The following is a 24,383-nucleotide window of genomic DNA, read 5'->3' as shown; positions in this document are numbered from 1 at the left end:
GGCCGTCTCTGCCCGTGGTGCCAGCCGAAGCCTGCGACGACCGGGAGCGGGGCCTAGGTTGAGGTCATGCGATACACACGTCTGGGTAGCTCGGGTCTCAAGGTCAGCCGGATCGCGCTGGGGTGCATGAGCTTCGGCCAGCCCGACCGCGGCACCAATCAGTGGTCGCTCGCCGACGACGCCGCCGAGCCGCTGTTCCGCCAGGCTGTCGAGCTGGGCATCACCTTCTGGGACACGGCCAACGGCTACAGCGCCGGCAGCTCGGAGGAGATCGTCGGGCGGGCCCTGCGCAAGTACACCGACCGCGACTCGGTCGTGCTGGCCACCAAGGTGTTCTTCCCGATGCACGACGGCCCGGGCGGGTCGGGCCTGTCCCGCAAGGCGATCCTGGAGAACATCGACGCGTCGCTGGCCCGCCTCGGCACCGACTACGTCGACCTCTACCAGATCCACCGGTTCGACCCCGAGACGCCGGTCGAGGAGACGATGGAGGCCCTGCACGACATCGTCCGGGCCGGCAAGGTCCGCTACCTGGGCGCCTCGTCCATGTGGGCCTGGCAATTCGCCAAACTGCAGCACGCCGCCGACCTGGGCGGCTGGACCAGGTTCGTGTCGATGCAGAACCAGTACAGCCTCCTGCAGCGCGAGGAGGAGCGGGAGATGTTCGGGCTGCTGGCCGATCAGGGCGTCGGGTCGATCCCGTGGAGCCCGCTGGCCAAGGGCCGGCTGGCCCGCCCGTGGGACGAGCGGAGCACTCAACGGGCCAAGACCGACCCGCTGCACGCGCGATACGAGAGTGAGCAGAACCGGCCGATCGTCGACGCGGTTCGCCGGGTCGCCGAGGCCCGCGGGGTGCCGATGGCGCAGGTGGCGCTGGCCTGGGTGCTGCACAACCCGGTGGTCGACGCGCCGATCGTCGGTCCCACCAAGGTCAACCACCTGGCCGACGCGGCCGCGGCGCTCGAGCTCGAGCTGACCGACGACGAGGTCGCCGCCCTCGAGGAGCACTACACGCCCCGCCTGCCCTCCGGATACTGAGCGCGACGCTCGTCCCCCGACGAGCGGACGACAAGTGCACCCGATCCGTCAGTGTCAACTTCCTGCCTGCCCTGACGGCCCCAGTTACCTAACGTGACGGCAACTGGATACCGGCCGTGTCGGCCGCCGGCGGAACGCAGCCCGTACGAGGCGCCCGCCACGCGACCGTGCCGGTCTGTTCGCACTTCGTCACAGGGGGAAGCAACCATGCCGCGTCTCGGACACGGACGACCGATCACAGAGAACGACCTCGTCACCGCGGAACAGGGCCTCGCCGAAGTCGCCGCCCGCAGTACCGGGGCCTTCGCGCTGGTCCGGCAGGTCGAGGGCCACAGCTTCGACTTCCTGTTCCCCGGCCTGCAGGACGACGAGGCGAACCTGCTCCCGCAGACCGCCACGACGCCGGCCCAGCTCAAGGACCTCGGCAACGCCATGGTCGACCGGGACGTGGACGGCGAGGACAGCGACATCCCGGCGGCGTACACCTACTTCGGCCAGTTCGTCGACCACGACATCACGCTGGAGATCCAGCAGGGCTTCGGCTCGGCGACGATGGCCCAGCTGCTCGACCCGGCGATGACGCCGCTCAATGTGGAAGCCATCCGCAACGCGCTGCTCAACCAGCGCACCCCGATGCTCGACCTGGACAGCGTCTACGGCCTCCCGGCCCCGCGCGACCCGGCCGACGGCAACAAGATGCTGGTCGGCAAGGTCTCCCCCACCGGTGGCACGACCCGGCCGGTCAAGCGCCCGGACAGTAAGGCCGGCGACGACTTCCACGACCTGCCCCGCGAGGGCGCGAGCCCGGGCAACATCGAGCACGACCGGGCGGCCGTCATCGGCGACCCCCGCAACGACGAGAACACCATCATCGGTCAGCTGCACGTCGCGTTCCTGCGGGCGCACAACGCCCTGGTCGACCAGGGACTGTCGTTCGACGAGGCCCGCCGGGTGCTGCGCCAGCACTACCAGCACGTCGTGGTGCACGACTTCCTCAAGCGGGTCGCCGACCCGGCCATCGTGGACGACATCGTGGCCAACGGCAACAAGTGGTTCGACCCGCTGTCCGAGCCGTCGTTCATGCCGCTGGAGTTCTCGGTGGCCGGTTACCGGTTCGGCCACTCGATGGTGCGCTTCGCCTACAACTTCAACGAGAACTTCAACCTCAACGACGGCATCCCCGCGACACTGGACCTGCTCTTCACGTTCACCGCGCTGAGCGACGGTCTGGGCGGCTTCCCCACCCTGCCCGAGAACTGGATCGTCGAGTGGGAGAACATCATCGGTGACGACCCGGGCGTGGGGCTGGCGCGCCGGCTCGACCCCAGCCTGGCCGCGTTCAAGAACGACAGGTTCCAGGCCCTGTTCGCCCTCCAGGACGTGACCGGCCAGCCGGAGCAGCCCGATCTGGCCGCCCGCCTGGCCGTGCGCAACCTGCTGCGCGGCTACCGGCTTCGCCTGCCGACCGGCCAGGCCGTCGCCGAGCACATCGGCGTCCAGGTGCTGACCAAGGACGAGGTCATCGCGGCCGGTGGCGAGGAGCAGCGGATCGCGCTCGAGGCCGGCGGGTTCCAGTTCCGTACGCCGCTCTGGTACTACGTGCTGGCCGAGGCCAAGGTGCTCGGCCAGGGCAACCGCCTGGGCCCGGTCGGCAGCACGCTCATCGCCGAGGTGCTGATCGGGCTGGTCCGCCGCAGCGCCGACTCGATCCTGACCCAGCCCGGCTGGGCGCCGTCGCTGCCCTCGGCCGAGCCCGGCACGTTCGAGCTGGCCGACCTGCTGCGCCTGGCCAAGGTGCTGCCCGGCGCCGTGCAGCCCGTGACCTACACCGTCCGCTCCGGCGACACCCTGTTCGGCATCGCCGAGGCCCAGCTCGGCGCCGGCAACCGGTGGCCGCAGATCTACGCGCTCAACCAGGCGCTGATCCGCGACCCCGGCCGCATCTTCGCCGGCCAGGTCTTCGTCCTGCCGCCGGCGACGCCGGTCGGCGACATCCCGCGGCTGTACACCGTTCAGCGCGGCGACACGCTCAGCGGCATCGCCCAGGCCGAACTGGGCGACGCCGGCCGGTGGCCGGAGATCTTCGCTCTCAACCGGGCCGTCCTGACCAACCCCGACCGCGTCATCCCCGGCCAGGTGCTGATCCTGCCGGCAAGCTGACCCTCCACATCCGACCGACGGGTCCGGCCGCGACGGCCGGGCCCGTCAGCTTTTGCCCGGCCGTACAAAAGTTCTGGGTTAAATATCGAAAGGTCTGGACGTCCTGGCAGAAGTACCCCAGGATGTTCACAACGTTGTATCGACCTGGTAACCGTGGAGCGCCGATGAAGCGTGTGTTAGTGGCCGGGCTACTCATAGGAACATTCGCGGCGGCGCCCGCCTCCGCGGCCGAACCGCCGGAGCAGGAACCGGGGGTGACCCTGCGGACCTACGACATCGGCCAGTCGATGAACCGGGTCTGCGAGCTCAAACCCGGCCAGACTCCCAATGTGGACAAGCTGATGCCCACGGTGGACTGGTCCACCACCGAGCAGTTCGGGCTGAACGACAACTTCGTCACGCACGCGCTCGCGAACCTGACCGTGCCCACCGACGGCACGTACGGCTTCCGCCTGGTCAGCGACGACGGTTCCAAGCTGTACATCGACGACGACCTCGTTATCGACCACGACGGCTTGCACGACGTCGAACCGCCCGGCGACGGCACCGTCGCCCTGACCGCGGGCCTGCACCCGCTGCGCATCGAACACTTCGACAAGGAGTTCGGCCAGCGCCTCACCCTGTCCTGGCGTCCCCCGGGCGCCGGCGAGTTCTCGGTGGTGCCGACCAGCGCGCTCAGCACCGACGCGGGCGTCGTCCGGGTGACCGCGCCCGGCACCAAGGAATGCGTGGCCGGCACCGACACCCCCGGCGACGGCCTGCCGCTGACCGCGGTCAACCCCGGCTACAACCTCACCAACCTGCGCCCGCCCGGCTTCGAGCCGCAGGTCACCGGCATCGCCTGGCGGCCCGACGGCAAGATGGTGCTGAGCACCTGGGGCGGCTCCGACACGGTGACCGGCGAGGTCTACCTGGTCGACGGCGTCACCAAGGCGAGCGGTCCCGGCGGTGTCACGTACAAGAAGATCGCCGGCAACCTCAAGGAGCCGATGGGCATCGCCGTCGTCGACGGCCTGGTGTACGTCTCCCAGAAGCACGAGCTGACCGAACTGCGCGACACCGACCGCGACGACGTGCTCGACACCCGGCGCACCGTCGCCACGTGGCCGTTCGGCGGCAACTTCCACGAGTTCGCGTTCGGCCTGCTCTACAAGGGCGGCAACTTCTACGTCAACCTGTCGGTGTCGATCAACCTGGGCGGCGCCACCACCGACCCGCAGCCGGTCGGCAACCGCGGCACCCACATCGTGGTCAACCGCAAGACCGGCAAGGTGACCACGGTCGCGGGCGGCCTGCGCACCCCGAACGGCATGGGCTGGGGGGCGGACGGCGACCTCTACATCACCGACAACCAGGGTGGCTGGCTCCCGTCCTCCAAACTGCTCAAGGTCGAGAAGGACGCGTTCTACAACCACTACACCAACCCCGACGGCCCGTACGACAACCAGCCGGTGACCCGCCCGGTGCTGTGGCTGCCACAGAACCAGATCGCCAACTCCCCCAGCACGCCGGTGCTGCTCAAATCCGGACCGTTCAAGGGCCAGTTCGTCATCGGCGACGTGACCTACGGCGGTCTGCAGAGGGCGGCGCTCGAAACCGTGCACGGCCAGGAGCAGGGCGCGGTGTTCCGGCACACGCAGGGCCTCGAGGCGGGCGTCAACCGGGTGTCGCTCGGACCCGACGGCTCGCTGTACGTCGGCGGCCTCGGCGCGGACGGCAACTGGGGCCAGGAGGGCAAGCTGCGCTTCGGGCTGCAGAAGCTCACCCCGAACGGCAAGAACGTGTTCGACATGAAGACCATGAAGGCCACGGCGACCGGCTTCAAAATCGAGTACACCAAGCCGCTCTCCGACGAGACCGTCGCCAAACTGCCTTCGGCGTACGCGGTGGAGCAGTGGCGTTACGTGCCGACCCCGCAGTACGGTGGTCCGGAGGTCGACCGCGAGACCCTGGGTGTGACCGCGGCCAAGGTCTCCGGCGACCGTAAGACGGTGACCCTCACCGTGGCCGGGCTCCGCCGCGACCGGGTGGTGCACCTGCGCTCCCCGCGCCCGTTCGGCGCCCGCGACGGCGAGACATTGTGGAGCACCGAAGCCTGGTACACCATGAACGAGCTGCCGGGTCCGCGCACCCAGCAGGTCTTCTACGAGGCCGAGGAGGGCAACCGCGAAGGCGGGGCCGCCCTGGCGACCGACCACCGCGGCTACTCGGGCATCGGTTTCGTGGCCGGGCTGGGCTCGCTGAACACGTCGACCACCTCCCACGTCACGGTCGACAAGGCCGGCGACTACGAGGTCGGCCTGCGCTATTCGAACGGGCCCAACCCGTTCAGCGGCACCAAGACGGCGAGCGTCTACGTCAACGGCAAGAAGATCAAGCAAGTGTCGTTCCCGTCGACAGTGACGTGGGAAGAATGGGCGACGGTCACCGAGACGCTCAAACTCAAGAAGGGCGTGAACGCTGTCCAGGTCCGGGTCGACACGACCGACAGCGGTCACCTCAACCTCGACCTGATCAGCGTCCGCAAGCCGGCCGCCCGCATCACCCTCTTCGACGGCAACGGCCTCGATAACTGGCTGCACACCGACGGGCGGCGCGCCCAGTGGCCGGCCGTAACGGGCGGGGCGACCGAGGTCTGCTGCGGTGACCTGCGCACGAAGGAAGCGTTCGGCGACTACAAGCTGCACGTGGAGTTCAAGGTCCCGCTGCTCCCGCCGGAGGTGACCGGGCAGAACCGCGGAAACAGCGGCGTCTACCAGCAGGAGCGTTACGAGATCCAGATCCTGGACTCGTACGGCGACACGACGCTGGACAACAACGAGGCCGGAGCGATCTACACGATCAAGGCGCCGGACGCGAACATGTCGACTGCGCCGGAGACGTGGCAGAAGTACGACATCACGTTCACGGCGGCGCGCTATGACGAGGCCGGTGCCAAGACGTCCAACGCTCGGGTGACGCTGGTCTGGAACGGGCGCACGGTTCAGAACAACGTGGAGATCCCGGGCGGGACCGGGGGGAACATCCCGGAGGGTCCGTCCACCGGGGCCATCCGGCTGCAGGATCACGGGAACAAGGTCCAGTACCGCAACATCTGGATCGAGCCGGTCAAGTAGGTGGTTTGTTCCGGCCCCGGTTGCTTCTGGCTTCGGGGTTGGTTTTTTTTGGGGGGGTTGGTTTTGTTTGGGGTTGACGGTTGGGGCCGAGGGTGACCAAGCTCGGACGGTACGGCATCTATGTCTGAGCTTGGTCACCCTCGGCCCCGACCTTGGGGGGTGGCCTCTGACGGCGTTGTGGTGGGTCGCGGGCTGCTGGTTGCCTGGTGGGGGTGGCGGTCACCTGGCGGGCGGGTGGTCTGGCTGCCGCGTTGTGGTTGCTGGACTGCGCGTCGGTTTGGGCGGGCGGGCCTGGGTGGGGGGTCATGGGAGCAGGACCGTGCCGGTTGCGGTCAGCACGTTGCGCTTGGGCGAGGGTCACCCCTGGGGCTGCTGGCGTTTCTTTCGGAAAGCGGCGGCTCCTGACGGCAGCGTCCTGCCCGTCAGCTGAACAGGGTTCGGAAGTCGATGCTGAATATTTCCAGCAGGCCGCCCACGAAGAGGAACCCGCCGATCGTGACGGTCCATACTCGTATCACCGTGGCGTGAGTTCTGCTGCCGGAACGCTCGACTTCTCTGGGGACGAAGCGGCGGTTCATGTCGACGGCGATGGCACCCATCAGCGCGACGACTGCGGCGATGGCCATGTTCACTCCACTCCCTCGATCTGCGCCGGACAGCGCACTTGGGCTTGTCGTCCGCGGTGGGCGGCCAGGTCTCGGCGTGCTCGACCGCCGAAGGACGTGCGTCGAGTGGGTGGCGTGCATGGCCATCTTCGCCATAGGCATCCCGTTGGCCAGGCGCCGCGGACGCATGTAGGTGCCTTGCACAGTCCTTTTGCGGCTGTGGGTTGGGTGGTCTCCCCCGGGGCGGCAGCGAGGTTCATAGCTTGCGGTTTCTTGCGGTTCTGTCCTGCGGGCGCCGGCGTGCAAGCGGGCGCATGTCGGCCGGGCGGGGCCGCCAGTGGTGTTCCGGGCGCGGGGTCAGGGACGACTACGCTTCCGCGCATGGCGGCAGACGATGGCCGGTCGGCGGCGGTGCCTGGTGGCGACAGCGCCCAGATGCCGTTGGACCTGGGGTGCGGCAACGGTGGCAAGCTGGCGGAGCTCGTCGGCGAGGGCGCCGTCGGCTCGGCCGGGGTGGACATCGCGGGAACTTCATCTCGGACCCACCGGCCGGGATCTGTCACGCCCGGAGTTGATTCCGCAACTGCGTGGCCGCAGGTTCGATCGAGTCCTCTTCCTACAGTCGTCCGGCTACGCGGAGGACCCGGTACACACCTTGCGGGCCGCGCGGGCGATGGTGAAGGAAGACGGGCGCTGACCAAACGGCCCTTCACCATGTCCGACCTTCTCAACACGTTCAGTGCGGCCGGGCTGTGGATCGAGACCGCTGTCGAGCCCCGGCTCACCGAGGAGGCCGCGCGTCGCTACCCGCACAAGCAAGAGTGGATGAACAAGTACCTGGGCATCCTGATCTTCAAGCTACGGCCCCTCTCGCCCAGTGAACCCGCGGGCGAGGGGTGGGACCTGAAGTAGCCGGAGCACTGGGCCGCCGGCATCCGGATCTTCCGATGAGAGTACGTCGATCTTGCTAGCGGGTGAGGGGATCTGGTCGCGCCGCGCGCGGAAATAGTGCGGCGAGCAGGCGTAACAGGCGGACGCGCCGATTCCAGAGTTGTGGTCTTTCGGTGAAGGTTCCGGTTCGGTCGGCGGCCTTGTCGAGGCTGTCCTCGATCAGCGCGTCGTGGAGGTGACGAAACACCAAGGGGTACGTCAGCGTGGCCGGCCATCGGGTTTCCATGACCATCGAATGACGGAACAGGCAGCCCTCGTCCTTTAAGGGAACGGCTTCGTATTCATGGAATCCGTCGAATCCTGCCGGGGCCGTGAAACGAAAGCGGATGCGTGCGCCCGGCTCGTACTCCTCTATCCAGTATCGGATCGGTCCATGACCTCCACGTGCGCCGACGCCGAGTGGCCGGTCGAACCGCATCGCCGGCCAGCGATCGGAGGGCCAGAGCGCATCGGCGGGACCGGCCAGGGAATCAATGAGTGAACCCGCTGTCGCGGCGGACTGGCGCAGCCGACGCTCGTGCACGTTTCGAACCATGACAGCCCCCAACTAGAGAAGACTCGCTAGTTCATGTAGTCAGTAGTCTCTTCTTCATGCCGCAACCGGTCAAGTACTCCGCCGATGCCATGCTCGACGCGGTCCGGGCGCTGGTACTCGACGGTGGGCCTTCCGCCGCCTCGGTCCGCGGCGTCTGCCTCGCCACCGGCGCTCCCAGCGGATCGGTCTACCACCGCTTCCCGAGCCGCGACGACCTGCTCGCCGCTGCCTGGTTACGCGCTCAGGACCGCTTTCTGCGCGCCTATCTCAACGCGCTGGCCGTCAGCGACGCCCCCCACGCCATCGAAGCGGCAGTCACCGTGCTGACCTGGAGCCGGGACAACCCCGATGACGCCGCCCTGCTCCTGCGTATCGCCCTGCGTGACCTGCTCAACGGTGAACTCACGCCGGCGCTCAAAGAGCGGGCCGAAGCGAACCAGCGAGGGGTCCGCGAGGCTCTGGGCGCCCTCTCCGCCAATGTCGGTCACTCACTGCGCGACGTGGCCCTTGCGGTCGTCGACCTGCCGTACAGCGTCACACGCCGAGCACTGCAGAACGGTCACCTGCCTGACGAGGACGACATCGCGGCCGTACGCCGGGCCGCTGCTCTGCTGCTCGCGCACTGAAAAGGCCAACGCTGAAACACACCACCATTCACATGCCGGTATGCACGTCGGCGCCTCAAGGCGAGCGCGCCCTCATCTGCCGCAGTCCGCGCGCAGGTAGCGCGAATCACGTCACTTGCCGCAGGCGATACTCCAGCCCCGGCCGGCCACTCAGTCATGGTCGTAGTCGCTTTCCGGCCGCAGCGCTTGGACGAAGCAGACGAAATCCGGCGCCAGTACGGTGATCCGGTAGTCAGCCTCCTGATCCACGTGGACAACGCGCGGGTCGCCCTCGGGGCCGCAGTCCCGGTAGTCGAACGCGATCATGTCGTGGCCGGCGGAAGGACAGTCAGCGAAGTACACGCCGATCTCTGGGTAGGCCCACTCCTCGATAAGGAACCGGCTGCCCGAGGGCCCAGCCAGAGAACATTCCTTCTCCCGACCGATCCCCATGATCGCGGTGAGGGCGACGTGGTCTTCGGCCCAGGTCGTTCTGCTCGGGGCTGGACAGCAGGTGTTACGGGGCATTCCGCCGTTGCGCATCCGCATCAATGCCACATACGAGGCCGGCAGCCGAAATCCGAGCTCTGCCTCAACCGACGCGACCAGCTCCTCAGTGGGATACCCGCCACCATAGGTCTCCTCGGCATACGCCGAGTCTTCCCAGAACCCGTCCAAGTCCAGATCTGGGAAAACCTGTCTGAGATGCTCGTCAGCCATACTCTTGCCCTTCGTCAACCGCACCACGGGCGCCGGAGAAGCCCCGAGCGCCAGCTGAAGCACGGCGGGGGCACCCCGCCAACCAGTCAGTCATAATCCAGTACTCGCCGCTCAACAGACCCGGCGCCGCGGGTGTCCGCTCACGTTGCGCCATGGTGGAGAGCGAAGCCAGTTGCCCGTTAACCGGCTGGCCCGGAACGTCCTCATCTGCCGCCGACCGCGTCCCGCTGCCGGCGCTGAGCCGTCAACCGGCGTGACGAGCGTCGGACAGCTCGACGTACGCTCATGCCGAGTTGGGTGCACACCGAGATCGCGGCTGGAGCATTCATCCGGCGTGCCTCCAGGGTTGCGGACTGACTGGTCACTGCGCGGAAGTTGCACCCGATGAATCAAGCGCTTCGTATCCGGCCGAATATTTTGCAAAATGCGGATGCGAGATCCAGTACTCGTCTCCGTGAATAGCCCGCATCGCCCAGTGCCATGCCTCGTCATGAAAGATAAGCCCTCGAAGGGGTACGTCGCCTGCCTCGAAGGGATACCGCTCCCCCTGATGGATCTGTGCGACAGCCAGGAACTCGGGAGGCAGGATGACCTCCAGTTCGTCCTGCGCCTGTCGCACCGCCGCGGCCGACGCCGGCTGCGGGTCGTCGATGGCGCCGTCCACCCAGGTCACCATGGTTTCGCTCCTCGTGGTCTCGTCCTTCAGCGGTGCGGGACCTCGAGATTCTCCCCGACGCAGGTCGCCTTGCGCCGGCGTGGACGGTGTCTCAAGGGGTGAAGACGGCGATGGCCGACTCGTGCAGGCTGCCCAGCCAGATGCGGCCGTCGTGCTCGCGGACGCCGGTGACCATGTGGAAGTGGAGACTGTCGGCGGTGAGGTCGTGGACCAGGCGGCCGGTGTCGTCGTACGCCTGAACGCGGACCGTGCGCTTCGGGGCCGGTTGCAGCGCCTCGGGGATTTTGGTGATCTGACGGCGGATCCATACGGGGCTGCGCTGGATGCGTTCCACCACCGGGTCCGTCGGGCTGGCGATCGACGCCCAGATCAGTCCGTCGCTGCCGCGGGCGATGTTGTCGGGGTAGCCCGGAAGGTTCTCGACCAGGTAGTCGTTGCGGCCGGTCAGCCAGTGGCGGGCGATGGCGCGTGTTGCCGTCTCGGCTACCGCGACGAAGGACTCGTCGCCGGCCAGAGCTACGCCGTTGGCGAAGGCCAGTCTGTCGCGCAGGACGGTGACGGCGCCGTCAGGGGTGCGGCGGAGCAGGCGGCCGGTGCGGGTCACCTCGACCATCTCCGCCTTCCACTCGTCGATCGGGTGGACGGCGGAGGAATCCGAGAAGTAGATCGTGCCGTCGGCGGCCACTGCGGCGTTGTTGCAGAAGCGCATGCCACTGGCCAGGCTCTCGATCGTGCCGGTGGACGGCTCCACGGCCAGGAGGCCGCGGCGGGCGTCGCAGACCACGAGACGGCCGTCGGGCAGGAGTTCGATGCCCAGTGGCCGGCCGTCCGTGTTGGCGACGGCGTCCGCGCGGCCGTCGGGAGCGATCCGATGGATCACGCCGTCCTCGGTGCCCGTGAAGACGACACCACCGGGAGCCACGACGACGTCCTCGGCACCATGGCCCGGCACCGCGATTACCTCGAAATTCATGGCGCTGACTATTCGCCTGTGGGCGGGCCGCATCAAGTGTCCGCAGGAGGTCTTCGCCTCGGCGGCGCGGTGGTGGCCGCTGTCGCGTCATTCATCCCAACGGACCCGCACTACGCGGACCCCCGCTGACGCCGGCGCCCGGAGAAGTACAGATACCCGGCCACCATGGCCAGGCCCAGCCCCACGGCGCCGATCCCGATGAGTACGCCCACCGGCAGACCACCTGACGACTCCCCGGCCGCGACCGGTGGCCGCGCCGCATCCCCCACCGTGAACCCGTACGAACCCTGGATCGTGTGCCCGTCGGTCGACACCACCCGGTAGGCCACCGTGTAGGCCCCCTCCCCCAGAGCTCCCTCGATCCGGACCGTGCCGGCCGCTCCGGAGACCGCGGGCGCCGACGCCGGGACCCGCTGCCGGCCGGCGTCGCTCACCACGATGGTCGTGAACTCTGGGTTGAGCTGCTCGTTGAAGGTCAGGGTGACCGCCGCCGGCGCTGTGCTCAGCGCGGCGTCCGGCGCCGGGACCGCCGAGGCCAGCTGGGCGTGCGCCCAAGCGGGGACGCCAGGCAGCGCCACCACCAGGAAGGCGGCCGCGGCCACCAGCAGTCGCTGTATCCAACGTGGACCGCCCAGCCACCGGTTGCGGCGGGACGTCGCCTCGGGCCTCATCCCAGGACCTGCTCGCCGATCCAGCCGCCCTCGGCGCACCCCGGGGGGACGGCGAACACCGCCGATCCGATCGGGGTGATCCACTCGTTGAGCAGGTCCTTGTCGGCCAGGCGCTGCTGGACGGGGACGAACTGGCGGGCGATGTCCTTCTGGAAGGACGCGAAGATCAGGCCGGCGTCCGGGTGGCCGGCCGCGTTCGGTACGCCGTCGTAGTTGTACGGGCGGCGCAGCAGCTTCAAGGCCGGGTCGGTGACCCGGGCGCGCGTCACGTGGGAGAAGTCCGGCATGGCGGGCAGCCCGGAGTCGTCCAGTTTGGTGAAGTCGGGTTCGTCGTGTTCCTGGGTGCCGCTCAGCGGGGCGCCGGTGTCCAGGCGGCGGCCGACTGCGTTCTCTTTGTCGGCGACCGACAGCATGTCCCACTTCTCGATCTCGGCGCGCATCCGGCGGACGACGATGGTTGTCGACCCGTCCTCGTTCCACACGGCGGGGTCGATCTCGGCGCCGCGCGGGTTGGCCGTGCCGTCGAGCTGGCCCATGACGTTGCGCTGGGTGTGGTCCGGCGCGTGGATGCCGGGGCTGCGCCGGAAGCCCTGCTGCACCCAGCGGACCGCGGCGAACGGCCGGGTGTCCTTGATGAGCATGCGCTGGGTGTGAGCGACGGTGAGCGGGTCGTCGGCGCAGACCTGCAGCAGCAGGTCCCCGCCGGACCAGCGTTGTTCGAGCCGGTCGATGCGGAACGCGGGCAGGTCGGCCACGGGTGGCCGGAGGCCGGCCGCGCGGTAGAGACCCGGGCCGAATCCGAAGGTGACGGTCAGCCGGGCCGGGAGCGGGGCCAGGGTGGCGTCCGTGTCGCCCAGCGCGGGCTCGCCCCGGGTCAGGCGGGCCGCGTCATCGGTGAGCAGGCGCATCATCCGGGCCAGCCCGCGCCGGTCGGCGGTGGCGGGCAGGGTGAAGGCCACGAACGCGGCGTGGGCCGGTGGGTCCTCGGCGACGCCGGCCTGGCGGGCGCCGTGGAAGGCGACGATGGCGGTGCCGAGGGCCGGCTGGCCGCCGGGCGCCGCCGCGACTCGCGCGGGGCTGTCCCCGTGCGCGGCGGCGACCACGCCGGCTCCGGCCGCCGCACCGAGGCCGGCCGCCGCGGCCCCGGTCAGCAGATGACGGCGTGAGGTCACGGAGCGGTGCTCCCCATGGGGGCCATCGAGTGGCCCGGGTCGTAGCTCTCCTCGGCGCCGGCGAACGGCTTGGCGATCGCGGTGAACGGCACGGTGCTGCCGTCACCGAGCTTGAGCGTGAAGGACACCTCGTCGCCGGGTTCGATGGCCTGGGCCGGCTTCATGAGCATCAGGTGGTCGCCGCCCGGGGAGAGCTCGTGGCTGCCCCGGGACTTGATGACGAAGCCGCCCTGCTTGGGCTGCATGACCATCTTGCCGTCCTTCATGGCCATCTCGTGCAGCTCGAGCGGGGAGGCCGGCGACTCGGCGGTGGTGATGGTGATGTCGGCGCCGGTGTCGTTCACCAGCGTGCCGAACGCGGCGGTCATGGCGCCGGCCGCACCGGCCTTGACCCACGGGTCCTTGACGGTCAGGGTCGCGGCGGCCGCGGTCGCCGAGGGCGCCGGGGCGGGGGTGGCCGCGTCGCTGCTGCCGCCGCCGCAACCGGCGAGGCCGAAGGTGGCTACGGCAAGCGCGGCAGCCGCGCGCAGAACGTTGGTTCGCATGCAGCATTGGTCTGTTCGGTCGCGGCGAAAGTTCCCGCCGAATCAAGAAATTTCATGACTTGTGCGCGTCGCGGGCATCGGCAGCCGCGTCGGCCAGGAAGGCGTTGTAGCGGGCCAGTTCGTCGTCCTCGCCGGCGGCGGCCGCACGGTCGGCGGCGCGGTCGAGTCGGGCCTGTTCGCGCTCGTCGGTGCGGATCCACTGCCGCACCAGCAGCAGCAGGATCGCGGCGGCCGGCAGCTCGCCGAAGGCCCAGGCCAGGCTCGCGCCCAGATGCTGGTCGTCGAGCAGCGAGGACGCCCACGGCGGGTGCACGGCGGTGTACCAGTCGGCCGCGATGACCGTCGTGGACTGCAGCAGCACGAAGCCGAAGAACGCGTGCGCCACCATGGCCAGGAAATGTACGACGACGAGCATGGCCGGGTGGATCCGCCGGCGGCCCGGGTCGGTCCCGATCAGCACCCAGAAGAGCAGATATCCGGCCAGCACGAAGTGCGTCAGCATGGCCAGGTGCCCGAGGTGGTAGCGCATCAGCGTGCCCAGCAGCCCACCCAGGTAGAGCCCGTAGAGGCTGGTGACGTAGATGGCCAGCGCGACCAGCGGATGGCTGAGCACGCGGGCCGTCCGGCTGTGCAGCGCGAGCAGCAGCCACTCGCGGGCTCCCCGGACCTGCGGGTCGGCCGGGCGGCGCAGGGCGCGCAGGGCCAGGGTGACCGGCGCGCCGCCGACGAGCAGGATGGGCACGACCATCGAGAGCACCATGTGCTGCACCATGTGGACGCTGAACAGGACGTACGCGTACTTCGCCACGCCCAGGCCGGTGATCGCGCCGAGCAGCAGCTGGCCGCCGACCCACGAGGCGGTGCGGCTCGCCGGCCACGGGTGCCCGGCCCGGCGCATCCGGCGGACGCCCGCGAGGTAGACGAAGATGCCGGCGGCGACCACGGTGAGCAGGAACATGTCGGGGAGCGGGTCGCCGAGCAGCCGGGCGGCGGTGGGCGGGCCGGGCTGGTCGAAGCCGAGCAGTTCCACCAGCGGGTCGGGTTCCACCGCGGTCTCGGGCACCGGGGTGGGGCTGCGGGTCAGCGCCACGGCCAGGCCGACCGCCGCGCCGAGCACGACCAGTTCCCCGGCGGCCAGCCGGACGAAGGCCCACGGCCGGCCGTCCCGGAGCGCGGGCAGCGTGCGGGCCCGGTGCGCGGCGCCGATCGCGCCCACGGCGAGCAGCGCGACCGCTTTGAGCAGCACCAGGGCCCCGTACCGGGAGGTCCAGAGCGCGGGCAGGTCACCCAGCCGGACCGCCGCGTTGACGAGGCCGCTGATCGCCGTGGCCACGAAGCAGCCCAGGGCGAGCCGGCTGTAGCGGGCCGCGGTCTCGGCGAAACGGCGATGGCGGCGGACCAGAAGGAGCCCGGCCAGGCCGCCCACCCAGAGCGAGGCCGCGACGATGTGCAGGGTGAGGCTGCTGACCGCGATCTGGTGGTTGCCGGCGCCCGACGAGTGGCCGGTGAAGGCCGGGGGCAAACCGGCGATGACGGCGAGGCCGGCCGTCACGGCCGCGGCGCCACGCGACAGGCCGGCCCGCGAGCCGATCGCGACGGCGAGGGCGAGGGCGGCCTGCAGCATCAGGGCCTGGCCCTGCGACACCGAGAAGCCGAAGCTCAGCACGGACGCCCGGCCGAGCCGGTCCACCGGTACGCCCAGGACGTCGGACACGGTGAACACCACGAGCGCGAGCGAGGTGGCCGCCCACAGCAGGGCCGGCCAGGTGGAGCGGCGCAGCAGCACCCAGCCGTGCGGGGCCACGCTGCGCCCGTCACCGGGCAGCAGGAAGGCCGCGGTCACGGTGAGCCCGACAGTGAGGACGCCGAGCACGGTGGCCAGCATCGTGAGGGACGGCAGGGTCCACTCGGTGAGGGCTCCGGGGCTGGGGATGCCGGGCAGCACCGTGTCGTCCACCGCCCCGCCGAACCGCAGCGCCGCGATCAACGTGACGGCGGCTGCCGCGCCCGCTCCCACCAGAGTTTTCCGCACGGTTCATCAGTCGCCGCGGGGTCCGCCGAAGTTCCCGCGAACCCTGAGATCACGGCCGCGTCCGGCCCGCGCATCGACGGTCGCCGAAGTCCGGCTGGTGGGTGGAAACAGAGCGTCCCGGTTTTAAGGCTCTCTTATGAAACGTCGCGTTACGGTCCTGCCGTCAGCAGATCGACGAGACGAACGAGGTCATCATGGCGCCAGTCGTGGTCGCGGGACGGCGCCCGCACGAGGCCGGGGCGGTCGCCCGGCTCGCCGGGCAGAAGCTGGAGTACGTCCAGCTGGGACCGGCCCTGGTGTGGGGTTTCTCCGGTGGCAGCCGGGTCGTGACGGAGACCGTCGCGCACCTCGCCGGGCCGGGCGGGCCGGCCCGGATCGATCCGGGCGAGCGGCCCTCCGACGCCATCGGCACCCTGCTCGGGGACGTGGTGCAGACGGCTCAGGTGCGCGACAGCGGCGAGCTGGTCATCTGCTTCGCCGGCGGCGCCGAGCTGGTGGTGGGGGCCGACGCCGACGCCGAGTCGTGGGCCGTCGCGGGGGCGGACGGGTGCCTGATCGTGTGCCTGCCCGGCGGCGAGGTGGCCGCCTGGACCCACGTGCCGACCAAGGTGATCCTCCACTGACGAGCCGGAACGACCGCGCCCGGCCGACCCCGAAGGGCCGGCCGGGCGCGAGGGAACAGGATCAGACCAGGTCGAAGCGGTCGAGCTCCATGACCTTGGTCCAGGCGGCCACGAAGTCGGCCACGAACTTGTCGCGGGCGTCGTCGCTCGCGTAGACCTCGGCCAGGGCCCGCAGCTGCGAGTTCGAGCCGACGATGAGGTCGGCCGCGGTGGCGGTCCACTTCACCTCGTCGGTGGCCAGGTCGCGGATCTCGTACACGTGCTCCTCGTTCTTCGACGCCGCCCACCGGGTGCCCGGGGAGAGCAGGTTGACGAAGAAGTCGTTGGTGAGCACGCCCGGCTTGTCGGTGAGCACGCCGTGCTGCGAGCCGCCGGCGTTGTTGCCGAGAGCCCGCAGACCGCCGAGCAGCACGGTCATCTCGGGGGCGGTCAGGTTGAGCATGTAGGCGCGGTCGACCAGCAGGACCTCGGGCTGGGTCTTCTCGCCCGGCCGCAGGTAGTTGCGGAAGCCGTCGGCGCGGGGCTCGAGGACGCGGAACGCCTCCACGTCGGTCTGCTCCTGCGTGGCGTCGGTGCGGCCCGGCCGGAACGGCACGGTCACCTCGGCGCCGGCGTCCTTCGCGGCCTTCTCGACGGCGGCCGAGCCGGCCAGCACGATGAGGTCGGCCAGCGAGATCTGCGCCCCGCCGGCCGCGTTGAACTCCTGCTGGATGCCCTTGAGCGCGTCGATCACGGGGACGACGGGCTGGTTGACCTCCCAGCTGCGCTGCGGCTCGAGCGCGATGCGGGCGCCGTTGGCGCCGCCGCGCTTGTCGGTCGAGCGGAAGGTCGCGGCCGAGGCCCACGCGGTCTGGATCAGCTGGGCGACGGTGAGGCCCGAGCCGAGCACCTTGGCCTTGAGCGCGGCGATGTCGGCCTCGCCCACGAGCTCGCCCTCGACGGCGGGGACCGGGTCCTGCCAGAGCTGCGGCTCGGCCACCCACGGGCCGAGGAAGCGGCTGACCGGACCCATGTCGCGGTGCAGCAGCTTATACCAGGCCTTGGCGTAGGCGAGCGCGAACTCGTCGGGGTTCGCCAGGAAGCGGCGCGAGATCTTCTCGTACGCCGGGTCGACGCGCAGGGCCAGGTCGGTCGTCAGCATCGTCGGCTTGTGCTTCTTGGCCGGGTCGAACGCGTCCGGGATGATCTCGTCGGTGGTCTTGGCGACGTACTGCTTGGCGCCGGCCGGGCTGGTGGTGAGCTCCCAGTCGTACGCGAAGAGGATCTCGAAGAAGCGGTTGCTCCACTGCGTCGGCTTGTCGGTCCAGGTGACCTCGAGCCCACTGGTGATCGTGTCCTTGCCCTTGCCGGTGCCGTGGGTGTTCAGCCAGCCCAGGCCCTGCGCCTCGATGGGCGCGCCCTCGGGCTCGGGGCCGATGTGGTTGTCGGCCGGCGCGGCGCCGTGGGTCTTGCCGAAGGTGTGGCCGCCGGCGATGAGCGCGACGGTCTCCTCGTCGTTCATGGCCATGCGGCGGAACGTCTCACGGATGAAGTGCGCCGCGGCGAGCGGGTTGGCGTTGCCGCGCGGGCCCTCGGGGTTGACGTAGATGAGGCCCATCTCGGTCGCGCCGACGTCCTCGGCCATCGAGTCGTCGGAGACGTAGCGCTCGTCGCCGAGCCAGGTGTCCTCGGGACCCCAGAAGATCTCCTCGGGCTCCCAGGTGTCGACCCGGCCGAAGCCGAAGCCGAAGGTCTTGAAGCCCATCGACTCCATGGCCACGTTGCCGGCCAGCACCAGCAGGTCGGCCCAGGAGATCTGCTGGCCGTACTTCTGCTTCACCGGCCACAGCAGGCGGCGCGCCTTGTCGAGGTTGGCGTTGTCGGGCCAGCTGTTGAGCGGGGCGAACCGCTGACCGCCGTCACCGGCGCCACCCCGGCCGTCCTGGATGCGGTACGTGCCGGCGGCGTGCCAGCTCATCCGGATCATCAGACCGCCGTAGTGGCCGAAGTCGGCCGGCCACCAGTCCTGCGAGGTGGTCAGCACGTCGGTGATGTCCCGCTTGAGGGCCTCGACGTCGAGCTTGGCGAACTCCTTGGCGTACTCGAAGGAGGGGCCGAGCGGGTTGGCCTTGGACGAGTGGGCGTGCAGCACCGACAGGTCGAGCTGGTTGGGCCACCAGTCCCGGATGCTGTGCGGGCGGCCGCCGGTCTTGGGCTTGGGCGAGTCGATCGCCGGGTTCTCGCTCTCGCTGCCGTGCGAGGTCACGGAGTCGTGCGCGACCGGACAGCCGGCCGCCGCCTTCTCGTCCACGCCCTGCGCGCTGGCGGAGACGTTGTCCTGGGTGTCGCTCATCTGGTTCCTTCCGAACTGGCGGATCTCTCGGACGTTTTCGCGGCCGCGCAGCGGGGGCAGACGCCCCAGTAGACGACCTCCGCCTCGTCGATCACGAACCCGTGGTCGTCGGAGGCGGTGAGACAGGGGGTGTGACCGGCGGCGCACTCGACGTCGGCGATCGTGCCGCACGAGCGGCACACGACGTGGTGATGGTTGTCAGCCACCCGGGACTCGTAGCGGGCGGTGGCCCCGGCGGGCTGGATGCGGCGCACCAGCCCGGCCTCGGTGAGCGCCCGCAGCACATCGTAGATCGCCTGGTGGGACACCTTGGGGTGATCGGCCCGGACGAGCGCGATCACGGCGTCGGTGTCGACGTGCGGGTGGTCGCGCAGCGCGCCCAGGACCGCCAGTCGCGGCCTGGTCACACGCAGCGAGGCAGCCCGGAGCTGGGCCTCGAACTGCCGCTGTGCTTCGAAGGCCGCCGTCACCCGGATGACCTTACCCCTAGATTGGAACAAATCAAGTTTACCGGCGAGGGTTCACAAGAACGATCGCGCCGGGCCGGACCATCGGGGGCCGCCGGGTGGAGAATGCGGTATGACTGATTTCGACCCGCGCGCGCTGCTCGCCGGCAGCCGGCTCGGCGTGCTGGCGACCATCAAGGCGAACGGCCTGCCGCAGCTGTCCCCGGTGACCCCGTTCTACGACCGCGCGGCCGAACGCGTCTATGTGTCGGTCACCGACGGCCGGGCCAAGACGGCCAACGCGCGCCGCGACCCGCGCGCCGCCCTGGAGGTCACCAGCCCCGACGGCCGGGCCTGGGCGACGGCCGAGGGATCGGTCGAGCTGATCGGCCCGGGCGCCGACCCGGACGGTCCCGAGGTGGACGCGCTGGTCGACTACTACCGCCGGGCCGCCGGTGAGCACCCGGACTGGGCCGAGTACCGCTCGGTGATGGTCTCCGACCGCCGGGTCCTGCTCGTCCTGCGGGTCGAGCACGTCTACGGCCAGAGCCTGAACGGTTCCTGACCCGTCCCCGGCGCCGCCGCAGCCGAGGCTTCGTCCACCCTGGACAGATGTCTCGCGATGGCGCTGACCGCTTCCCGGCCCGCGCGGTTGGCGCCGACCGTGGACTGCGAGGGGCCGAACCCGACGAGATGGACGCGCGGCTCGTCGGCGACCTGGGTGCCGATCACCCGGATGCCGCCCGCCTCGTTACGCAGTCCCAGCGGGTCGAGGTGGGCCAGCGCGGCCTTGAAGCCGGTGGCCCAGACGATCGCGTCGACGGTGGTGAGGGTGCCGTCGGCCTCGCGCACGCCGAGCGGCTCGATCGCGGTGAACATCGGGCGGCGCTCGAGAACGCCGCGCCGCTTCGCCTCCAGCGCGTACGACGTCCAGGCCAGGCCGGTGTAGGAGACCACGCTGCCGGTCGGACGGCCCGCCTCGACGTCGGCCATGACCTTGGCGATGGTCTCGCGCCCGGCCACCTCGGGTTCGAACCCGTCGGTGCGGAAGTACGGCTCGCGGCGGGTGTACCAGAACGTCTTCGCGACCCGGGAGATCTCCTCCAGCAGTTGCAGGGCGGAGATGCCGCCACCGACGACCGCGACGCGCAGCCCGGCGAACTGCCCGGCCGACACGTAGTCGGACGTGTGCAGCTGAAGACCTCGGAACGTCTCCTGACCCGGATAGTGCGGCCGGACGGGGTTGGTCCACGTGCCGGTGGCGTTGATCACGGCCCGGGTCGTCCAGCGCCCGCGGTCGGTCTCGACGACGAGATCGGGGCCGGCCCGGCGGACCGCGGTGACCCGCACGGGGCGCAGGATCGGCGGGGCGAACGCGCGCTCGAACTCGGCGAAGTAGCGGGGCACCGCCGTGCGGCTGGGCTCGGCCTCGTCGAGCGGCGGCTTGGCCAGGCCGGGCAGGTCGAAGATGCCGTTCACGGTGGCCATCCGCAGCGACTCCCAGCGGTGCTGCCAGGCGCCGCCCGGGGCGGGCGCGGCGTCCAGCACGACGAAGTCGAGACCGCGCCGCTGCAGGTGGTACGCGGCGGACAGCCCGGACTGGCCGCCGCCGATCACCACCACCGTCGCCGATCCGTCGGTCATGGTGTCGCGCTCCTCGCTGTCCGAAAGCCCTGCCCGAAAGCCCCGCGCCGGGAAAACCACCCGAGGAGGAGCGCGTATTCCCGGCGCGGCCGCCGACCGTCAGCGGGCGCCGAGGTTGGCCACCAGCAGCCGGCCGGTCGCCTCGAGGTGGGCGCGCATGGCCGCCTCGGCGGCGGGGGCGTCGCGGGCCAGGACGGCGGCGACGACCGGCTCGTGTTCGGCGTGGATCTCGCTCAGCGTGCGGCCGCTGGCCGTGGTGGGCGGGCCGAGCAGGGCGGTGGTGGAGCGCAGCTGGGCGACGATGGCCGCCGCGCGGGTGTTGCCGGCCGCCTGCAGCAACAGGTCGTGCAGGCTGCGGTCGGCCGGCCAGAAAGCGGCCTCGTCGTCCCGGGCGGCCGCCGCGGCCATCGCGTCGAGCGCCGCCTGGATGGCGGCATGCTGGGACTCCGTGCCGGCGGCGGCCTTGCGGGCGGCGGGCGGCTCCAGCGCGAGGCGGATCTCGACGATCTCCTCGACGTCGTGGGCGCGGGGCGGCAGGACGCGGAAGCCGCGGTTGCGGCGGATCTCGACCAGGCCGGCCTCGGCCAGCCGGAGCAGGCCCTCGCGGACCGGACTGCGGGAGATGCCGAGCAGGTCGGCCAGCTGATACACCGAGTACGTGATGTCGGGGGCCAGTTCCCCGGCGGCGATGCCCTCGCGCACGGCCAGGGCGACGGCGTCGGCGAGGGTGGGAGCCTCCAGCGGCAGGGTCAGCGACGGCACGAGTAACATGTTACCCATGAGCGACGTGGTGGCGGCACTGGAAAAGGCCGGTCTCGAGGTGCGGGCCGACGCGGGCACGCGGGGGATGTACTCCTCCGACGCCTCGCTGTACCGCATCCCCCCGCTGGCCGTGGTGCGGCCCCGGCACGTCGACGAGGTGGCGGCCGCGCTGGCCGTGGCCCGCGAGACCGGCACGCCGTTCACGTCGCGCGGCGCGGGCACGTCGGTGGCCGGCAACGCGGTCGGCCGGGGCATCGTGCTCGACTTCTCCCGCCACCTCAACCGGGTGCTCGAGATCGACCCGGCGGCGCGGACGGCGGTGGTCGAGCCGGGCACGGTCCACGCCGTGCTGCAGAAGGCGGCGACCCCGCACGGCGTCCGGTTCGGGCCCGACCCGTCGACCTGGCCGCGCTGCACGATCGGCGGCATGATCGGCAACAACGCCTGCGGCTCGCGGTCGCTGGCCTACGGGCGCACCTCCGACAACGTCGCCGGGCTGGAGCTGCTGACCGCGGCCGGCGACCGGCTCGACACGACCGCGCCGCACGGGCCGGTCGTCGACGAGTTGCGCACGGTGGTCGGCCGGCACCTGGCCACGGCCCGCACCGAGTTCGACCGGTTCGGCCGTCAGGTGTCCGGCTACGCCGCGCAGCATCTGCTTCCCGAGCGGTTCGACCTGACCCGGGCGATGGTCGGCTCCGAGGGCACCCTCGCGGTCATCACCCGGGCCACCGTCAAGCTGGTGGTCGACTCCCCGGTGCGGGTCGTCGTGGTGCTCGGCTTCCGCGACATCGTGGCCGCGGGCGAGGCCTCCCCGGCCGTGGTCGCGCACGGCCCGACCTCCTGCGAGGGTCTCGACTCACGGCTGCTCGACGTGCTGCGCGCCCGCCGGGGCCCGGCCGCCGTCCCCCCGCTGCCGCGCGGCGGGGCCTGGCTCTTCGTCGAGCTGGCCGGTGACGAGCCCGGCGAGGTCGAGGCACGGGCGCGCAAGCTGGCGGCCGACGGGATCGCCGACGACGCGCTGGTCGTCACCGACCCCGCGACCCAGGCGCGGCTGTGGCGCATCCGCGAGGACGGCGCCGGGCTGGCCGGGCGGGCCCCGTCGGACCGGCCGGCCTGGCCCGGGTGGGAGGACGCGGCCGTCCCGCCCGAGCGGCTCGGCGCCTACCTCGCGCGGTTCGACGAGCTCGTCGCGGCGTACGGGATGACCGCGGCGCCCTTCGGGCACTTCGGTGACGGCTGCATGCACGTACGCCTGGACTTCCCGCTCGACGAGCCCGGCGGCACCAAGGTGCTGCGGGACTTCCTGATCGGCGCCGCGAAACTGGTCGGCGAGTTCGGCGGGTCGCTGTCGGGCGAGCACGGCGACGGCCGGGCCCGCTCGGAGCTGCTGCCGCACATGTACTCCCCCGACGCGATCGCGCTGTTCGCCGGCATCAAGAACGCCTTCGACCCGGGCAACCTGCTCAACCCGGGCGTGCTGGTCGACCCCGACCCGGTCGACGCCGACGTGCGGCCGGCCGGCCGGTTCCCGGTCAAGGGGCTCGCGCTGGCCTACCCGCACGACGGCGGCGACCTGGCTCAGGCCGTGCACCGCTGCACCGGCGTCGGCAAGTGCCGGGCCGACAACTCGGCCGCGCACGGCGTGATGTGCCCGTCGTATCTGGCCACCCGCGAGGAGAAGGACTCGACCCGGGGCCGGGCGCGGGTGCTGCAGGAGGTCGTCCGGGGGGAACTGCCCTTCTCGCATCCGTCGGTGCACGAGTCGCTCGACCTGTGCCTGTCCTGCAAGGGCTGCGCGTCGGACTGCCCGACGGGCATCGACATGGCCACGTACAAGTCCGAGGTGCTGCACCAGACCTACCGCGGGCGGCTGCGGCCCCGGTCGCACTACACGCTCGGGAAGCTGCCGTTCTGGGCCCGCCTGGCCGGGTGGACGCCGCGTCTGGCCAACCTCGGCACCCGGCTGCCCGGCGTCCGGAGCCTGGCGCTGTGGCTGGCCGGCGTCGACAAACGACGGTCGGTGCCGGCCTTCGCGCGGCGCCCGTTCCGCCGGACGTTCCGGGCGGTCCCTGGGCCCAAGCCGGTGGTGCTGTTCGCCGATTCGTTCTCCGACGCGTTCTCCCCCGAGGTCGCGGAGGCCACCGTCCGGGTGCTGCGCGCGGCCGGCTACGAGCCGAGGCTGCCGTCCGGGTCGGTGTGCTGCGGCCTGACCTGGATCACGACGGGTCAGCTCGACTCGGCCAAGAAGATCCTCGCCCGTACGGTCGAAGCCCTCGCGGCCGACGCCCGGGCCGGCATCCCGATCGTGGGCATCGAGCCGTCCTGCACGGCGGTGCTGCGCTCGGACGTGCACGAGCTGCTGCCCGGCTCAGCCGACGCCGCCGTGGTGGCCCGTTCGGTGCGCACCCTGGCCGAGCTGCTGGCCGAGACCCCGGGCTGGACGGCGCCCGACCTGTCCGGGGTCGAGGTGGTCGCCCAGCCGCACTGCCACCACCACGCCGTCCTGGGCTGGAAGGCCGACGCCGACCTGCTGGCGTCGACCGGGGCCACCGTGCGGCGGCTGGCCGGTTGCTGCGGTCTGGCCGGCAACTTCGGCGTCGAGATCGGCCACTACGAGGTGTCCGTGGCCGTGGCCGAGCAGAATCTGCTGCCCGCCCTGGACGCCGCCCCGGACGCGGTCGTCCTGGCCGACGGATTCTCCTGCCGCACCCAGGTGGCCGATCTGCGCGACCGCCCCGCCGTGCACCTGGCCCAGTTGCTGGATCGCTCCTGAC

At 70.8% G+C, this 24,383-nt stretch carries 21 protein-coding genes; 8 read left to right on the top strand and 13 right to left on the bottom strand.

The window, feature by feature from the left end; translation table 11 throughout:
* Positions 1–66 precede the first annotated feature (66 nt).
* The 3 genes from HJC40_RS07265 to HJC40_RS07255 all read left to right on the top strand — a co-directional run bounded on the left by HJC40_RS07265 (position 67) and on the right by HJC40_RS07255 (position 6,314).
* On the top strand, positions 67–1,038 hold the full coding sequence (locus HJC40_RS07265) for an aldo/keto reductase (RefSeq protein ID WP_249999377.1): 972 nt from the start codon (positions 67–69) through the stop codon (positions 1,036–1,038).
* Positions 1,039–1,245: 207 nt separating this feature from the next.
* Positions 1,246–3,198 (top strand): LysM peptidoglycan-binding domain-containing protein, encoded by a 1,953-nt coding sequence (locus HJC40_RS07260; RefSeq protein ID WP_249999375.1) that lies wholly within the window; start codon positions 1,246–1,248, stop codon positions 3,196–3,198.
* 164 nt (positions 3,199–3,362) lie between these two features.
* The gene (locus HJC40_RS07255; RefSeq protein ID WP_249999373.1) at positions 3,363–6,314 is read left to right on the top strand and encodes a family 16 glycoside hydrolase; all 2,952 of its coding nucleotides are present in this window, start codon (positions 3,363–3,365) and stop codon (positions 6,312–6,314) included.
* Between the two features lie 422 nt (positions 6,315–6,736).
* Here the strand turns inward: HJC40_RS07255 and HJC40_RS07250 are convergent, their stop codons facing one another.
* Positions 6,737–6,940, bottom strand: a complete 204-nt coding sequence (locus HJC40_RS07250; protein WP_249999371.1) for a hypothetical protein — start codon at positions 6,938–6,940, stop codon at positions 6,737–6,739.
* 693 nt (positions 6,941–7,633) lie between these two features.
* Between HJC40_RS07250 and HJC40_RS07245 the strand changes: the two genes are divergently transcribed.
* A complete protein-coding gene (locus tag HJC40_RS07245) occupies positions 7,634–7,831 on the top strand; it encodes a hypothetical protein (RefSeq protein ID WP_249999368.1) in 198 nt (65 codons plus the stop codon).
* Between the two features lie 55 nt (positions 7,832–7,886).
* On the opposite strand, the gene HJC40_RS07240 is transcribed toward HJC40_RS07245, so the two are convergent.
* Entirely contained in the window at positions 7,887–8,393 is a 507-nt protein-coding gene (locus tag HJC40_RS07240; protein ID WP_249999366.1) for an SRPBCC family protein, read from the bottom strand.
* A gap of 68 nt (positions 8,394–8,461) precedes the next feature.
* Here HJC40_RS07240 and HJC40_RS07235 point away from each other — a divergent pair, with 68 nt between their 5' ends.
* Complete coding sequence (locus HJC40_RS07235) at positions 8,462–9,031, top strand: TetR/AcrR family transcriptional regulator (protein ID WP_249999364.1); 570 nt, start codon at positions 8,462–8,464, stop codon at positions 9,029–9,031.
* A 150-nt stretch (positions 9,032–9,181) separates the two neighbouring features.
* On the opposite strand, the gene HJC40_RS07230 is transcribed toward HJC40_RS07235, so the two are convergent.
* From HJC40_RS07230 to HJC40_RS07200, 7 genes are all read right to left on the bottom strand, one after another.
* A complete protein-coding gene (locus tag HJC40_RS07230; protein ID WP_249999361.1) occupies positions 9,182–9,730 on the bottom strand; it encodes an SMI1/KNR4 family protein in 549 nt (182 codons plus the stop codon).
* Positions 9,731–10,091: 361 nt separating this feature from the next.
* Positions 10,092–10,406: a hypothetical protein gene (locus HJC40_RS07225; RefSeq protein WP_249999359.1), complete on the bottom strand. Its 315-nt coding sequence runs from the start codon at positions 10,404–10,406 to the stop codon at positions 10,092–10,094.
* A 91-nt stretch (positions 10,407–10,497) separates the two neighbouring features.
* Positions 10,498–11,379, bottom strand: coding sequence for an SMP-30/gluconolactonase/LRE family protein (locus tag HJC40_RS07220; protein WP_249999357.1), 882 nt, complete (start codon positions 11,377–11,379; stop codon positions 10,498–10,500).
* A 110-nt stretch (positions 11,380–11,489) separates the two neighbouring features.
* Complete coding sequence (locus HJC40_RS07215) at positions 11,490–12,050, bottom strand: copper resistance CopC family protein (protein ID WP_249999354.1); 561 nt, start codon at positions 12,048–12,050, stop codon at positions 11,490–11,492.
* Complete coding sequence (locus HJC40_RS07210) at positions 12,047–13,222, bottom strand: Dyp-type peroxidase (protein ID WP_249999352.1); 1,176 nt, start codon at positions 13,220–13,222, stop codon at positions 12,047–12,049. Before HJC40_RS07210 ends, HJC40_RS07215 begins: the two co-directional genes overlap by 4 nt.
* Positions 13,219–13,767 (bottom strand): copper chaperone PCu(A)C, encoded by a 549-nt coding sequence (locus HJC40_RS07205; RefSeq protein ID WP_249999350.1) that lies wholly within the window; start codon positions 13,765–13,767, stop codon positions 13,219–13,221. Before HJC40_RS07205 ends, HJC40_RS07210 begins: the two co-directional genes overlap by 4 nt.
* 52 nt (positions 13,768–13,819) lie before the next feature.
* On the bottom strand, positions 13,820–15,799 hold the full coding sequence (locus tag HJC40_RS07200) for a cytochrome c oxidase assembly protein (protein ID WP_249999348.1): 1,980 nt from the start codon (positions 15,797–15,799) through the stop codon (positions 13,820–13,822).
* 194 nt (positions 15,800–15,993) lie between these two features.
* Here HJC40_RS07200 and HJC40_RS07195 point away from each other — a divergent pair, with 194 nt between their 5' ends.
* Positions 15,994–16,422 carry a DUF6188 family protein gene (locus HJC40_RS07195; protein ID WP_249999346.1) on the top strand — a complete coding sequence of 143 codons (429 nt, stop codon included), beginning with the start codon at positions 15,994–15,996 and terminating at the stop codon, positions 16,420–16,422.
* A 61-nt stretch (positions 16,423–16,483) separates the two neighbouring features.
* Here HJC40_RS07195 and katG read toward each other — a convergent pair whose 3' ends face one another.
* Positions 16,484–18,754 (bottom strand): catalase/peroxidase HPI, encoded by a 2,271-nt coding sequence (gene katG, locus HJC40_RS07190; protein ID WP_249999344.1) that lies wholly within the window; start codon positions 18,752–18,754, stop codon positions 16,484–16,486.
* Positions 18,751–19,224 carry a Fur family transcriptional regulator gene (locus tag HJC40_RS07185; protein ID WP_249999341.1) on the bottom strand — a complete coding sequence of 158 codons (474 nt, stop codon included), beginning with the start codon at positions 19,222–19,224 and terminating at the stop codon, positions 18,751–18,753. The genes katG and HJC40_RS07185 overlap by 4 nt, the downstream gene beginning before the upstream one ends.
* Positions 19,225–19,333: 109 nt before the next feature.
* On the opposite strand from HJC40_RS07185, the gene HJC40_RS07180 reads away from it, so the two are divergent.
* Positions 19,334–19,765, top strand: a complete 432-nt coding sequence (locus HJC40_RS07180; protein ID WP_249999339.1) for a PPOX class F420-dependent oxidoreductase — start codon at positions 19,334–19,336, stop codon at positions 19,763–19,765.
* On the opposite strand, the gene HJC40_RS07175 is transcribed toward HJC40_RS07180, so the two are convergent.
* Complete coding sequence (locus tag HJC40_RS07175) at positions 19,738–20,844, bottom strand: FAD-dependent oxidoreductase (protein WP_249999337.1); 1,107 nt, start codon at positions 20,842–20,844, stop codon at positions 19,738–19,740. The two genes, HJC40_RS07180 and HJC40_RS07175, sit on opposite strands and share 28 nt — an antisense overlap.
* A 99-nt stretch (positions 20,845–20,943) precedes the next feature.
* Entirely contained in the window at positions 20,944–21,606 is a 663-nt protein-coding gene (locus HJC40_RS07170; protein ID WP_249999335.1) for a GntR family transcriptional regulator, read from the bottom strand.
* A 16-nt stretch (positions 21,607–21,622) separates the two neighbouring features.
* On the opposite strand from HJC40_RS07170, the gene HJC40_RS07165 reads away from it, so the two are divergent.
* Positions 21,623–24,382, top strand: coding sequence for an FAD-binding and (Fe-S)-binding domain-containing protein (locus tag HJC40_RS07165; RefSeq protein WP_249999333.1), 2,760 nt, complete (start codon positions 21,623–21,625; stop codon positions 24,380–24,382).
* The last annotated feature ends 1 nt before the right edge of the window (position 24,383 follow it).

The organism is Actinoplanes sp. M2I2, assembly GCF_023544445.1.
Classification (GTDB): Bacteria; Actinomycetota; Actinomycetes; order Mycobacteriales; family Micromonosporaceae; genus Actinoplanes.
The sequence above is the reverse complement of the archived record's forward strand: the minus strand, read 5'-3'. Positions and strand labels throughout refer to the sequence as shown.

Coding starts and splice junctions, on each gene's coding strand:
- HJC40_RS07265 (WP_249999377.1), top strand. CDS start 67: ATGCGATACACACGTCTGGGTAGCTCGGGTCTCAAGGTCAGCCGGATC.
- HJC40_RS07235 (WP_249999364.1), top strand. CDS start 8,462: ATGCCGCAACCGGTCAAGTACTCCGCCGATGCCATGCTCGACGCGGTC.
- HJC40_RS07220 (WP_249999357.1), bottom strand. CDS start 11,379: ATGAATTTCGAGGTAATCGCGGTGCCGGGCCATGGTGCCGAGGACGTC.
- HJC40_RS07260 (WP_249999375.1), top strand. CDS start 1,246: ATGCCGCGTCTCGGACACGGACGACCGATCACAGAGAACGACCTCGTC.
- HJC40_RS07250 (WP_249999371.1), bottom strand. CDS start 6,940: ATGGCCATCGCCGCAGTCGTCGCGCTGATGGGTGCCATCGCCGTCGAC.
- katG (WP_249999344.1), bottom strand. CDS start 18,754: ATGAGCGACACCCAGGACAACGTCTCCGCCAGCGCGCAGGGCGTGGAC.
- HJC40_RS07180 (WP_249999339.1), top strand. CDS start 19,334: ATGACTGATTTCGACCCGCGCGCGCTGCTCGCCGGCAGCCGGCTCGGC.
- HJC40_RS07205 (WP_249999350.1), bottom strand. CDS start 13,767: ATGCGAACCAACGTTCTGCGCGCGGCTGCCGCGCTTGCCGTAGCCACC.
- HJC40_RS07230 (WP_249999361.1), bottom strand. CDS start 9,730: ATGGCTGACGAGCATCTCAGACAGGTTTTCCCAGATCTGGACTTGGAC.
- HJC40_RS07175 (WP_249999337.1), bottom strand. CDS start 20,844: ATGACCGACGGATCGGCGACGGTGGTGGTGATCGGCGGCGGCCAGTCC.
- HJC40_RS07255 (WP_249999373.1), top strand. CDS start 3,363: ATGAAGCGTGTGTTAGTGGCCGGGCTACTCATAGGAACATTCGCGGCG.
- HJC40_RS07225 (WP_249999359.1), bottom strand. CDS start 10,406: ATGGTGACCTGGGTGGACGGCGCCATCGACGACCCGCAGCCGGCGTCG.
- HJC40_RS07245 (WP_249999368.1), top strand. CDS start 7,634: ATGTCCGACCTTCTCAACACGTTCAGTGCGGCCGGGCTGTGGATCGAG.
- HJC40_RS07165 (WP_249999333.1), top strand. CDS start 21,623: ATGAGCGACGTGGTGGCGGCACTGGAAAAGGCCGGTCTCGAGGTGCGG.
- HJC40_RS07215 (WP_249999354.1), bottom strand. CDS start 12,050: ATGAGGCCCGAGGCGACGTCCCGCCGCAACCGGTGGCTGGGCGGTCCA.
- HJC40_RS07195 (WP_249999346.1), top strand. CDS start 15,994: ATGGCGCCAGTCGTGGTCGCGGGACGGCGCCCGCACGAGGCCGGGGCG.